Source organism: Blautia sp. DFI.6.71 (assembly GCF_020593585.1).
GTDB lineage: Bacteria > Bacillota > Clostridia > Lachnospirales > Lachnospiraceae > Blautia_A > Blautia_A wexlerae.
Genome location: NZ_JAJDMJ010000026.1, coordinates 1 through 13,066, shown reverse-complemented (window position 1 = coordinate 13,066; position 13,066 = coordinate 1). Strand labels below are relative to the sequence as shown.

The following is a 13,066-nucleotide window of genomic DNA, read 5'->3' as shown; positions in this document are numbered from 1 at the left end:
GGATGGAGCTTACAATTCAGACGTTTTTGATTGTATGCCCGTTGGTATTCCTTGCAGGATTAGTTGATTCTATCGCAGGCGGGGGTGGTTTGATCTCCCTGCCTGCGTATTTGCTTGCAGGGGTTCCGATGCACAATGCGATAGCAACGAATAAATTATCCTCGGCAACTGGGACAGCGATTTCAACAGCACGTTTATGTAAGAATAAATTTGTAGACTGGGGAGTTGCACTGCCATGTATTTCCATGGCTCTTGTCGGTTCTTTTGCAGGCGCTCATATTGCGCTTCTTGCCAGTGATAAGATATTAAAATGGATGCTGATTCCAGTACTTCCTATTGTTGCGTTTTATGTAATGAAGAAGAAAAATCTGGATGATAACAGCAATGTAGAGATTTCCAGAAAGAAACAGTGGATTTTGTGTGCGGTGTGTTCTCTGGCTGTTGGCTGCTACGATGGCTTTTATGGGCCGGGAACTGGTACGTTTCTGCTTATTTTATATACAGGAGTAGCAAAACTTCCCGTAGCGAAAGCTTCCGGAACTATGAAACTTGCAAATCTTTCTTCTAATATAATGGCATTAGTTGTTTTTTTATTTAGTGGAAAGATTGTCATATATCTTGGACTTGCAGCTTCTGTTTTTTCCATTGCAGGGCATTATGTAGGATCTGGAATGGTAATGAAAAATGGAAATAAAATCGTAAGACCGATTATTCTGATCGTTCTGGTTTTACTGTTTATCAAAATTATAACGGGGATGTAAAAAGAATAAGACAAAGATTAAAAAGACCACCATATCATAGAATGATTCGGGAAAGGAACATTTCTGTGATATGGTGGCCTTTTTAGTTGTTTAACCAAACTGCGAAGCAGTTATTTGGTTATGAGCAAGTAGCGGAAGCGGATTGCGAATATCCGATTGACTAATCGTTAATTGGAACTGCTTTCAGTAGAAGTATTATCATCTGTCTGCTTATCTGTATCGGCAGAAATATTTTCATCCTCAGAATCAGAAGTCTCGAGAGGAGAATCTGTCAAAGTACCGAAAATAGCATTTCCCAAAGTATTTCCCTCATCCTGAAGTTTCCAGGATACCCCATCATTGATTAGAACAAAATCTACATCATTGACGGTAGTAACGGTATTATCATTGATGCTGTTCAGAAGAATTTCGAAAGATTTCTCGTATCGTTTCTGGGAGCCATCGATAACTGCGTCAGCAGAAGCCAGATATTTATCAAGCTTTTCCTGATAATCAGCCAGGATCGAATCACTGTCAAAGGTTGTAATTTCAGTTGTAACAGTGGCATTGTATCCATTTTCACTGCTGGATTTAATGACATAATTAAAATTTTTATGAATCTGTTCGGCAAGTGCTGAGGCAATGGAATTTTTTGCAGTATCGGATGTATTCATGATATTTACTACACCCAGATAAGATGTCATTTCTTTCAAATCCAGTTTCTGTAGAGTGTCAAGATAGACGGTCAGGGTATCTTCCGGTGAAAGGATATCCGGATCTGCCAGATCAGCTATAAGACCGCCGACAAGGTCATCTTCCAGAGAATTGGTACGCTGGATCTTCCATTTTTCCTTTTTATCATTGCCTGTATTGACAAGCTGTATGTTACAGTCTGTCTCAGCTGTATCATAGTCATTTGTGTTTAAAAGATGATTCAGGATCAGATAATGAGCCTCAAGAGATCTGGAAGAATCTTTGATATTTCCTTTTTGCGCCTGGGCTGACTCTGTGATCTGTGTCCGGAGAAGTTCTGCTTTAAAATCTCTGGCAAGAACTTTGGAATCGATTGTGGTCAGTTTGACAGAAACAGTGGCAGAATGATTGGCTGTGCCGACGATGACATCCGAAATTTTGTAATTAAATTTCCGGAAAAAGAGAGAAAAGGTTTCATTGATTTCATCAGTTAAATCAGTATTCTCTGTGGCATCGGGGAACAGCTCTGTATAGGGTATGTATTTTTGCGTAGTTTCTGAATCGAGATTTTTTAACTGATCCAGTTCATTTCTGACTACACTCTTTACATCTGACTCATTTTTGCGGAAACAGCCGCTGCTTACAGATACAGCAAAAAGAAAAAATAAGACAGAGAAAAGAAGAATCAGGTGTTTGTTTATATTCATACGTGTTCTTTCCTTTCACAGTGCTTTCTGTGCAACTGTTTGACAGTTACTTTTCTGTTTATTTTAACAGATTTTGTACTGACTGTCAAAAAAGTGAAAAAGATGAACGAAATTCATAAAAAAAACGTGAAAAAATTGTGAAAAATGTTGCCATTTGATTACAAAGCTTTTATTTTAAGGCAGAATCTGCTATGATAGGAAAGTGAATAATAATGATATAAAAAAGTAGTAGTGTATAATAGATGTTAGCCTGAACAAGGTGACAATATCAAGGAGGCAATTTATGAAGAAACGTATTATTATCGTTTTGGGAATCCTGATCGCAGCAGGTGGTATCGGAACCGGAGTCTGGTATCACTTTAAAGGAAACGGTCAGAGTGGAACCGGTGATTCTATTGTGTATGTGTCAAAAGTAAGTGTGATCACCGGATCTGAAACAACAGCGGTAAATCGGTTTGCTGGTGTGGTAGAACCGCAGAAAACTGTAAACGTAAAAATAGAAAGTGGACGAAAAGTAAAAGAAGTGGAAGTTAAGACCGGAGAAGAGGTAAAGGCCGGACAGCTTCTTTTTGAATATGATCTCAGCAGTATTGAGGATGATCTGAAGCAGGCGCAACTGGATCTGGACAGATTAAAAAATGAACAGATCAGCCTGACAGAACAGATAGCTACGCTGGAAGCGGAGAAGAAAAAAGCAAAGGCCGAAGATCAGTTGTCCTATACCATTGAAATCGAGACTAACAAAATGAATCTCAAGAAGAATGAATATAGTCAGAAGAGTAAACAGTCTGAAATTGATAAACTTCAGAGCGCAACACAGAATACAGAGGTTCGAAGTGAAATAGATGGTGTGATACAGAAAATTGACACTTCCAAAATGACAAGTGACGACGGTGATTCTGTGGATGACAGCAGTGCAATGGACAGTAGCATGTCGTCAGGTGACGGAAGTTCGGACAGTTCTGCATTTATTACAATTCTCAGTACAGGTGCTTACAGAGTAAAAGGTAAAGTTAATGAACAGAACAGGGATTCTATTGTACCCGGAGAGGCAGTGATCATCCGTTCCAGAGTAGACAGCAGTAAAACATGGAAAGGAACGATGGGATCCGTAGATGTGAATAATGGAACTTCAGATGACAGCAGTAATGATATGTATATGGGTATGGCAAGTACCAGTTCCGATGATCAGACAACGTCTACTTCTTATCCTTTTTATGTGGAATTGGATTCCTCTGAGAATCTGATGCTTGGACAGCATGTGTACATAGAACGTGACATCGGACAGGATGAGAAAAAAGACGGTCTGTGGCTCAGTGATTACTATATTCTGGACACAGATACCAATGAACCGTATGTATGGGCAGCCAGCGATAAGAACAGACTGGAGAAGCGTTATGTAACACTTGGAGAACATGATGATGATCTTGGAGAATATAAGATTGTTGAGGGCCTTACAAAGAAAGATGCGATTGCATTCCCGACAGCGGCTCTGGAAGAAGGCGAAAAAACAGAGATCGGAGATCTGGCTCAGACAATGAGCCAAGGCGCGGACGGGATTACAGATATGGATGCTGATCATGGAAATATGGATGATGAACAGCCAGATTCCGCAGATGGGGAAGCCTATACAGATCCAGATATGGAAGAGGGTTCTGAAGATGACAGTTCGGATGACTCGATTGATCCAAATGAGGAACTTGTACCAATCGATGAGGCACCTGGTATGAGCGCAGGTGAAGACGTGGAGGGGATCGAATGATACTGGAATTAAAGGGTATATATAAAGAATATCAGCAGGGTAAAATGAAAGTTCCGGTATTAAAAGATGTGAATTTCTCCATGGAAGAAGGAGAATACGTGGCAATTATGGGACCATCCGGTTCGGGAAAAACTACTTTAATGAACATTATCGGATGTCTGGACAAACAGACAGAGGGAACTTTCTTTCTGGATGGAGTGGATATTAAGGCGTGTTCGGAGAATGAAATGTCAGATATCCGGCTGAATAAGATAGGGTTTGTTTTTCAGAGCTTTCATCTTCTCCCTAAGCAGAGTGCTCTGGCAAATGTTGAGATGCCATTAAATTATGCGAGGGTACCTAAGAAGGAGAGAAGAGAACGCGCTCTGAAAGCACTTGACAGAGTGGGCCTGGCGGACAGAGTGGATTTTAAGCCAAATCAGCTTTCAGGAGGTCAGATGCAGAGGGTTGCCATTGCCAGGGCGATCGTCAATAACCCGAAACTTCTTCTTGCAGATGAACCTACAGGTGCTCTTGACAGTAAATCCGGTGCGCAGGTTATGGAACTTTTCCAGAGGCTGAATGATGAGGGGGTATCTGTATTGATGATCACCCATGATGCGGATATTGCCGCACATGCGAAGAGGGTGGTTACGATCAAAGATGGTATCCTTCAGGAAAAGAGGTGATCTTCATGGGCAAAGTAAAGAAAATCCTCGCAGGAGTGCTTGTGGTGGTAATCGCAGGAAGCGGAATTACAGCGGGATTGATGCAGCTGAAGAAAAACAGCCAGAAAACAGTGGCGGTTACTCCTGTGAGCGGATTACTGCAGGAATTTTATACACCTTCCACCACGCTTGACGGAATCATTACATCCAGTGCAACACAGACAGTAAACGGTGATAAAGACCTGATCATTGATCAGATTTATGTGACAAAGGGAGATGCCGTAAAAAAAGGGGATCCTCTGATTTCTTTTGATACTACTCTGGTGGAAATGGAACTGAATATAGCAAAGCTGAAAAAACAGAAACTGGAGCAGGATTTAAATAAAGCAGTGAACAGATTGAACAGCCTTCAGAATGGTGGACCTGTAGAGGAAACAGATGCGGGTACAGACGCCGATAACCTGAATTCAAAAACAGGAAAAACTGATAATGATACAGGCGATGATGATATGAAACCGGATGATACGTTATCATCCGCAACAGATATGTCCGGTAATTATCTGGCAGCAGCCATGCATCCGTTTTTGTTATCTGCTTTTACAGATGGAGATGCAGTGGATAATGCGGGCTCAGACAATTCTTCATCCAAGTCAGATTTACCGGGAGATGATGCTTCAACAGATACCGGAAATACAGGCGGTTCATCAGATGGAACATCTGCGGATAATGATATTCCGGTATATACGGATCCTTCAGCAAATGGATTCAGTGACGGAGAGAAGGATGATTTTAATTCCGGAAAAAATGATATGCCGGAATTATCACCAACGCCAACGCCGGCACTGGATGATCATACCACATATTTTGATCCCTATTACCGAAAAGGTGATCCGAATATCACTGATGGTGACGAGCCGTTTTATCAGAAACTGGATGCAGATTCTGTTCCGTTTACAGGAAGTGGCACAGAGGACGATCCATATGTATATCTGTGTAGCAGTGCAAAAGAAAAAGTAACAGTAATGGGTTCATTCTTTAATAAACTTGCAGGATACAGTCCTGATGGAACCAAAATTGTTAATCAGGGTGGTTACTGGTACCGTCTGGAATTTCATCAGAATGATACAATAGCGGACTATGATGATCTGAAAACCTCCTGCACAGGTTATTATCTGGTAAACGGAAGTTTTCTGGAGAAACCGGTATATGAATTTGCAGAGGTGGAATTTACACTGGCAGATGCAGATAAATATGATAAGAATCCAGATGATGGAGGAGATGATAATCCTGGTGGGAATGATGAACCTACCGGAACCCCTGTTTCCAGGGCAGATGCTATTAAGTATCAGAAGAGTAAGATTGCCAGTCTGAAGCTGGATCTCCAGGAAAGCGATATCAAGATATCACAGTTGGAAAAGAAAGCTAATAAAAAGCTTATCACTGCAAAACTGGATGGTACGGTTACTTATGTGGGGGATTCCGGAAGTGGTGAGACAACTGACGGTAAGGCTCTGATCAAGATAAAAAGCAGTGATGGATTTTATGTGGTAGGTTCTGTGAGTGAACTGATGCTCGATGATTTTAAAGAAGGTACAAAGCTTAATTGTACAAGTTATACCAGCGGATCTTTTGAGGCAGATGTTATGGATGTTTCGGAATATCCTGTAACCGGTAACAGTTCTTATGGAGGCAGCAATCCCAATGTATCTTATTATGCATTTACAGCAGTGGTGACTGATAAAACTCTTCAATTGGAGGATCAGGACTGGGTTACTGTTAATTATGAAGCATCTGCTGCAGAGAACATTATGGTCATCCAGAAAGCTTTTGTCAGAAATGACAATAATAAAAACTATGTATATAAAGATGATAAAGGCGTCCTGAAGAAGCAGGAGATTTCTGTAGGTGCAACTGTGGACAGCGGTTACAGTGTGATTGTCAAAGGTGGACTCAGTGAAGATGATCTGATTGCATTTCCTTATGGAAAAGATGTGAAAGAGGGCGCAAAGACAAAAGAAATTACTCTGGATCAGATGTATGGATATTAATTGAGAAAGGAGACATTTTATGCTTGAAAATATACGCCTGGCTTTTCAGGGAATATGGTCACATATGATGAGATCCTTCCTGACTATGCTGGGTATCATTATTGGTATTGCGTCTATCATTGCAATTGTTTCTACCATCAAAGGAACCAGTGAGCAGATTAAGGAAGACCTGATAGGTGCAGGTTCCAATACAGTAAATATTTATCTGTATGATGGAGATAACCAGTATGATGCGGAATATGGAAATTCTTCAAAAGCACCGATTCTGACAGATGATGTAAAAGAAGAAGTGAAAGATCTGGACCATGTTGAGAATGCAACTTTTTATTATAACAGTACCAGCGCATCTATTTATAATAACAATAACAGTCTGGAGGGTGGAAGTGTTTACGGGATTGATGTGAACTATCTGGCTACTTGCGGATATATAATTCAGTCAGGACGGGGATTTGTAAAAGATGACTACAAAAATTACAATAAAGTTGCGCTGATCGATGACAATGCGGCACAGAATCTGTTCCCGTCACAGAACCCGGTAGGGCAGACTGTGGAGATCAATCAGGAACCATATACGATTGTGGGAGTGATCCGGCAGGATGAGAATTATCAGCCGACGATCAACAGTATTGACGAATATTACACTTATTATCAGTCGATTGTAGGAAGTGTAATGATTCCGGACAGTTGCTGGCCGATTTCCTTTAAATTTGATGTTCCTCAGAATGTAATTGTGAAAGCAGACAGCACAGATACCATGAGTACGGTGGGAAATGCAGCAGCAGATGCGCTGAATAATTTAATTGCAGCCCTGAATACAGGTGGAAATACAACCATGAAATACAAAGCTGAAGATATCATGGAGCAGGTTAAGAATATGCAGAAGCTCAGTGAGAGTACAAATAATCAGCTGATCTGGATTGCAAGTATTTCTCTCCTTGTGGGTGGTATTGGTGTCATGAATATCATGTTGGTTTCTGTTACGGAGCGTACCAAAGAGATTGGTCTGAAAAAGGCTATCGGGGCACGTAAGAAGACTATTCTGGGACAGTTTCTGACAGAGGCTTCCGTACTTACCAGTATTGGAGGTATTATCGGAGTAATAACAGGAATCGGGCTGTCGAAAGTGGTGGGAAAGGTTACCGGTTCGCCTACTGCGATCAGTGTGCCATCAATTGTGATCGCAGTATTGTTTTCTACAGTGATAGGCGTGGTATTTGGACTGCTTCCTTCTGTGAAAGCAGCAAATTTAAATCCTATTGATGCGTTGAGAAGTGAATAAACACTGCACAGATAAAACAGACTTGATGTACAATACCTTTGTATATTGAGTCTGTTTTTCTGTAACATTTTTAGTTACTGTTTACTGGTAATATCCTGCAAAGCGTGTTATTGAAAACGAAGTGAACAATAACCATTTTTCTGTGGATTTTAAACAGAAAAACAATCAAATTTGTATAGATGTCAAGAAATGTGCTAAAATTTGTACAAAAAATAAAAAAATATGGAAGTACAAAGACAGGTTGTGCTATAATGGAGTATCTCAAAAAGAATTATTTATACAGGAGGAAGTTCGCGGATGGTATCATTTACCTATATCATCAAAGATAAATTTGGAATACATGCAAGGCCCGGACTGCTTCTTGTGCAGGAAGCCGGAAAGCTTACGAGCAATATCACTATTTTTAAAGGAACAGACAGTGGTGATGCGAAGCGGATGTTCTGTGTTATGAATCTTGCAGTAAAACGGGGAGATCAGATAACAGTACATGTGGAAGGCGAGAATGAAGAGGCAGATGCCGAAGTAATGAGAGAGTTTTTGAAAAATAATCTGTAACTGTGAAGATGTCAGACAGTTATGCCATAATCTTTAATAAGGAGAATTGGAGTAATGAGAGTATTAGAAGGTAAGTCCGTATTTTCAGGAATCGCAATTGGAAAGATTTCTATTTTGCAGAAAGCAGACACAAGTGTAAAGCGTACGAAGGTAGAAAATCCGGAGGCAGAGATCACACGTGTGCAGGAAGCAAAAGAGAAAGCAGTTGAACAGCTTCAGAAACTGTATGATAAGGCACTCCGGGAAGTAGGAGAATCAGGTGCTGCTATTTTTGAAGTGCATCAGATGATGCTGGATGATGAGGACTATCTGGATTCTATTGATAACATTATCCGTACGGAGAATGTAAATGCAGAGTATGCAGTAGCAACAACAGGTGATAATTTTGCAGACATGTTTGCGCAGATGGATGATGACTACATGAAAGCAAGAGCGGCAGATGTAAAGGATATTTCAGATCGTCTGGTACGTGTATTATCAGGACACGATGAGGGAGAGATGGATGCTGCAGAACCATCTATTATCGTTGCTGAGGATCTGGCTCCAAGTGAAACTGTACAGATGGACAAGAGCAAAGTTCTTGCATTTGTTACAAGGAAAGGTTCTTCCAATTCCCATACAGCAATCCTTGCAAGAACTATGAATATCCCGGCGCTGATCAATATTGAATATGATGACAGCATGGATGGAAAAATGGCAGTTGTAGACGGCAAGACCGGTTCTCTTATTGTGGAACCGGATGCAGATACCCTGAAGAAATATCAGGATCAGAAAGACGAGGAGTTGCGCCAGAGAGCAATGCTCAAAGAATTAAAAGGCAAAACTACAGAGACAAAGAGTGGACATAAGATTCATCTGTACGCAAACATCGGAAGCACAGGTGATGTAGCCAGTGTACTGGCTAATGATGCAGAAGGTATCGGTCTTTTCAGAAGTGAATTCATTTATCTGGAAAAAGATAATTATCCGACAGAGGAAGAGCAGTTCCAGATTTATAAAGCAGTAGCACAGAATATGGCAGGAAAGAAAGTGATCATCCGTACACTGGATATCGGCGCAGACAAGCAGATTGATTACTTTGATATGGCACACGAAGAGAATCCGGCAATGGGTTATCGTGCAATCCGTATCTGCCTGGACAGACCGGAAGTATTTAAGACACAGCTTCGTGCACTGTTCAGAGCAAGTATGTTCGGAAATATCTCCATTATGTATCCGATGATCATCTCTGTAACAGAAGTAAAACAGATCAAGGCTATTGTTGCAGAGGTTAAGAAAGAGCTGACAGAGCAGGGCATTCCGTTTAAAGATGACGTAGAGCAGGGTGTAATGATCGAGACACCGGCTGCAGTTATGATCAGTGATCTTCTTGCAAAAGAAGTTGACTTCTTCAGCATCGGAACTAACGATTTAACACAGTATACACTGGCAATCGACCGTCAGAATGCAAAACTGGATAATATTTATGATTCTCATCATGAAGCTGTACTTCGTATGATCCAGATGGTCATTGATAATGCACATAAAGAGGGAATCTGGGCAGGAATCTGCGGAGAGCTCGGAGCAGATACTACATTGACAGAACGCTTTATACAGATGGGGATTGATGAATTATCTGTATCACCTACATTTGTTCTGCCGGTACGTAAGATCGTAAGGGAACTGGACTGATTCTGGCATAAATATCGCAAAAGAATAGAAACAGGCAGTCAAAATTCCGCATGGGTCAATCTATGCGGAATTTTTTTGCAATAAATTAGCGGTTCCTGATTGTGATACATAAAAAAATATGATAAACTGAACATAGTCTGTAATTTTATGAAAAGATAATTGATACATAAAAAATCTGAAGTGGATCAGAAGCAAAGGAGATATGAATATGGGAAAAATTGCCATTGTCACAGACAGTAACAGCGGCATAACACAGGACCAGGCAAGAGAACTTGGAATCAGCGTAATTCCAATGCCTTTTTATATTAACGAGAAGCTTTATCTTGAAGGAATCACTCTTTCACAGGAAGAGTTTTATGAGAGACTTAAGAATGATGAGGCTATTTCTACTTCACAGCCGGGGCCGGCAGATGTATGCGGACTTTGGAATACATTACTGGAAAAGTATGATGAAGTAGTGCACATTCCAATGTCAAGCGGACTGAGTGCATCCTGCGATACAGCAATGGGACTGGCTCAGGAATATGACGGAAGAGTACATGTAGTAGACAATCAGAGAATTTCTGTTACGCAGAGACAATCTGTACTGGATGCCCTCATATTAAGAGATGCGGGCAGAAATGCGACACAGATCAAACAGGTTCTGGAAGAGCAGAAGCTGGATTCCAGTATCTATATTACTCTGGAAACTCTGAAATACCTTAAGAAAGGCGGAAGGATTACTCCTGCAGCAGCAGCAATCGGAACAGTTCTGAACCTGAAACCTGTGCTTCAGATCCAGGGTGAGAAGCTGGATGCATATTCCAAAACAAGAGGCAAGAAGCAGGCAAAACGTGTCATGCTCAAGGCTATGCAGAATGACTGGGAGAACCGCTTCGCAGAATACGTAAAACGTGGCGAAATGTGCCTGCAGTCTGCTTATACAGGAAATCAGGAGGAAGCAGAGGAATTTAAGAAAGAAATTGCCGAAGTATTCCCCGGAATTGAGATTGTGCAGAATCCGTTATCATTAAGTGTTGCATGCCATATCGGACATGGTGCTATTGCAGTTGCATGTTCAAGAAAAGTGGTAGTAGAATAAAACAATCTGAGGAGTTAGGAAAGAATGAAGAAACTTATGGAACAGATGGCGGAAGAACTTTCCGCAGCATTTGAAAAATCCGGATACGACCCATCCTACGGAAAAGTAACCGTATCCAACAGACCGGATCTTTGCGAATTTCAGTGCAACGGTGCTATGGCAGGAGCCAAAGCATACAAGAAGGCACCGTTTATGATCGCTGATGATGTAGTAGCATACTTAAAGGACAGCCAGGTTTTCTCCATGGCAGAAGTCGTAAAACCGGGATTTATCAATTTAAAAGTAAAAGGTGAATTCCTTGCAGATTACTTAAAGGAAATGGCAGCAGATGAGAAACTTTCCGTATCTGCAGCAAAAGAGCCGAAGACGATCATCATTGACTACGGTGGACCAAACGTTGCAAAACCTCTTCATGTAGGACACCTTCGTTCTGCAATCATCGGAGAAAGTATTAAGAGAATCGGTCGCTTTGTAGGACATAAAGTGATCGGTGATGTTCATCTGGGAGACTGGGGTCTTCAGATGGGGCTGATCATTACAGAACTGAAACACAGAAAACCGGAGCTGGTTTATTTTGATGATTCTTACACAGGAGAGTATCCGGAGGAAGCACCATTTACGATCAGCGAGCTGGAAGAGATCTATCCATGTGCAAGCGGCAAGTCCAAAGAGGATGAAGCGTACAGAAACGAAGCTCTGGAAGCAACTCATCTTCTTCAGCAGGGCAAACCGGGATACATGGCTCTCTGGAACCATATTATGAACGTATCCGTTACAGACCTGAAGCGCAACTATGACAAATTAAATGTGTCTTTTGATCTCTGGAAAAAGGAATCCGATGCACAGCCATATATTCCTGGAATGGTTGAGGAGATGAAAGAAAAAGGATTCGCTTATGTAGACCAGGGTGCACTTGTAGTAGATGTAAAAGAAGAGAACGACACAAAAGAGATTCCTCCATGTATGCTTCTGAAGTCAGATGGAGCTTCTCTTTATACAACTACAGACCTTGCAACAATCGTAGAGCGAATGAAATTATTTAACCCGGATGAGATCTTGTATGTGGTAGACAAACGTCAGGAACTTCACTTTATCCAAGTATTCCGCTGTGCAAGAAAGACCGGGCTTGTAAAAGATGATACAAAGCTTTCTTTCCTTGGATTCGGAACCATGAACGGAAAAGACGGAAAACCGTTCAAGACAAGAGAGGGCGGCGTTATGCGTCTGGAAACTCTCATTAAAGACATCAACGAAGAGATGTTTACCAAGATTGTTGAGAATCGCAGCGTGAAAGATAAAGATGCGAAAGAAACTGCAGAGATCGTAGGGCTTTCCGCGATCAAATACGGTGACCTTTCCAATCAGGCTACCAAGGATTACATTTTTGATATTGACAGATTTACATCATTTGAAGGTAATACAGGTCCGTATATCCTTTATACGATCGTTCGTATCAAATCTATTCTGAACCGTTTTGCAGAAGAGGGCGGCAACCTTGAAGCAGGTACAATCCTTGATCCTGTAAACGACAGCCAGAAGAACCTGATGCTTCAGCTGACAGGTTTTGGTGCAACCGTAGAGAACGCCTTTGAAGAAAAAGCACCGCATAAGATCTGTGCATATATTTACGAAGTATCCAATGCATTCAACAGCTTCTATCATGAGACAAAGATCCTCAGCGAAGAGAACGAAGCACAGAAAGCTTCCTTCATCCAGTTGCTGAAACTCACTAAGAAAGTTCTGGAGACATGTATCGATCTTCTTGGATTTTCTGCACCGGACAGAATGTAAAAATAAGATTCATCAATAAATCAACTTGTTGGTATGCTAGTTACTGTTCACACACCACTATCCCGCGAGGTGTTTTGGCATGAATATGCCAA

At 41.2% G+C, this 13,066-nt stretch carries 10 protein-coding genes; 9 read left to right on the top strand and 1 reads right to left on the bottom strand.

Annotation, left to right across the window (positions count from 1 at the left end):
• Window positions 1–2 precede the first annotated feature (2 nt).
• The gene (locus LJE12_RS11770) at window positions 3–761 is read left to right on the top strand and encodes a sulfite exporter TauE/SafE family protein (RefSeq protein WP_008703716.1); all 759 of its coding nucleotides are present in this window, start codon (window positions 3–5) and stop codon (window positions 759–761) included.
• A gap of 167 nt (window positions 762–928) precedes the next feature.
• Here LJE12_RS11770 and LJE12_RS11765 read toward each other — a convergent pair whose 3' ends face one another.
• On the bottom strand, window positions 929–2,140 hold the full coding sequence (locus LJE12_RS11765; protein WP_025578890.1) for a hypothetical protein: 1,212 nt from the start codon (window positions 2,138–2,140) through the stop codon (window positions 929–931).
• A gap of 283 nt (window positions 2,141–2,423) precedes the next feature.
• Here LJE12_RS11765 and LJE12_RS11760 point away from each other — a divergent pair, with 283 nt between their 5' ends.
• The 8 genes from LJE12_RS11760 to argS all read left to right on the top strand — a co-directional run bounded on the left by LJE12_RS11760 (window position 2,424) and on the right by argS (window position 12,974).
• On the top strand, window positions 2,424–3,902 hold the full coding sequence (locus LJE12_RS11760; RefSeq protein ID WP_182438149.1) for an efflux RND transporter periplasmic adaptor subunit: 1,479 nt from the start codon (window positions 2,424–2,426) through the stop codon (window positions 3,900–3,902).
• Window positions 3,899–4,570, top strand: coding sequence for an ABC transporter ATP-binding protein (locus LJE12_RS11755; RefSeq protein WP_008703710.1), 672 nt, complete (start codon window positions 3,899–3,901; stop codon window positions 4,568–4,570). The genes LJE12_RS11760 and LJE12_RS11755 overlap by 4 nt, the downstream gene beginning before the upstream one ends.
• 5 nt (window positions 4,571–4,575) lie before the next feature.
• Window positions 4,576–6,597, top strand: a complete 2,022-nt coding sequence (locus LJE12_RS11750; protein WP_227226697.1) for a hypothetical protein — start codon at window positions 4,576–4,578, stop codon at window positions 6,595–6,597.
• Window positions 6,598–6,616: 19 nt separating this feature from the next.
• Window positions 6,617–7,876 (top strand): ABC transporter permease, encoded by a 1,260-nt coding sequence (locus LJE12_RS11745; protein WP_120062328.1) that lies wholly within the window; start codon window positions 6,617–6,619, stop codon window positions 7,874–7,876.
• A 297-nt stretch (window positions 7,877–8,173) separates the two neighbouring features.
• Window positions 8,174–8,431, top strand: a complete 258-nt coding sequence (locus LJE12_RS11740) for an HPr family phosphocarrier protein (protein ID WP_227226698.1) — start codon at window positions 8,174–8,176, stop codon at window positions 8,429–8,431.
• Window positions 8,432–8,485: 54 nt separating this feature from the next.
• Window positions 8,486–10,102 carry a phosphoenolpyruvate--protein phosphotransferase gene (gene ptsP / locus LJE12_RS11735; protein ID WP_173698954.1) on the top strand — a complete coding sequence of 539 codons (1,617 nt, stop codon included), beginning with the start codon at window positions 8,486–8,488 and terminating at the stop codon, window positions 10,100–10,102.
• A 208-nt stretch (window positions 10,103–10,310) separates the two neighbouring features.
• Window positions 10,311–11,183, top strand: a complete 873-nt coding sequence (locus LJE12_RS11730) for a DegV family protein (protein ID WP_118566186.1) — start codon at window positions 10,311–10,313, stop codon at window positions 11,181–11,183.
• A 24-nt stretch (window positions 11,184–11,207) separates the two neighbouring features.
• Complete coding sequence (argS, locus tag LJE12_RS11725) at window positions 11,208–12,974, top strand: arginine--tRNA ligase (protein WP_026648788.1); 1,767 nt, start codon at window positions 11,208–11,210, stop codon at window positions 12,972–12,974.
• The last annotated feature ends 92 nt before the right edge of the window (window positions 12,975–13,066 follow it).

Bases quoted from the DNA above. Each gene is read 5' to 3' on its own strand.
- LJE12_RS11770 (WP_008703716.1), top strand. From the start codon at position 3: ATGGAGCTTACAATTCAGACGTTTTTGATTGTATGCCCGTTGGTATTC.
- LJE12_RS11765 (WP_025578890.1), bottom strand. From the start codon at position 2,140: ATGAATATAAACAAACACCTGATTCTTCTTTTCTCTGTCTTATTTTTT.
- LJE12_RS11760 (WP_182438149.1), top strand. From the start codon at position 2,424: ATGAAGAAACGTATTATTATCGTTTTGGGAATCCTGATCGCAGCAGGT.
- LJE12_RS11755 (WP_008703710.1), top strand. From the start codon at position 3,899: ATGATACTGGAATTAAAGGGTATATATAAAGAATATCAGCAGGGTAAA.
- LJE12_RS11750 (WP_227226697.1), top strand. From the start codon at position 4,576: ATGGGCAAAGTAAAGAAAATCCTCGCAGGAGTGCTTGTGGTGGTAATC.
- LJE12_RS11745 (WP_120062328.1), top strand. From the start codon at position 6,617: ATGCTTGAAAATATACGCCTGGCTTTTCAGGGAATATGGTCACATATG.
- LJE12_RS11740 (WP_227226698.1), top strand. From the start codon at position 8,174: ATGGTATCATTTACCTATATCATCAAAGATAAATTTGGAATACATGCA.
- ptsP (WP_173698954.1), top strand. From the start codon at position 8,486: ATGAGAGTATTAGAAGGTAAGTCCGTATTTTCAGGAATCGCAATTGGA.
- LJE12_RS11730 (WP_118566186.1), top strand. From the start codon at position 10,311: ATGGGAAAAATTGCCATTGTCACAGACAGTAACAGCGGCATAACACAG.
- argS (WP_026648788.1), top strand. From the start codon at position 11,208: ATGAAGAAACTTATGGAACAGATGGCGGAAGAACTTTCCGCAGCATTT.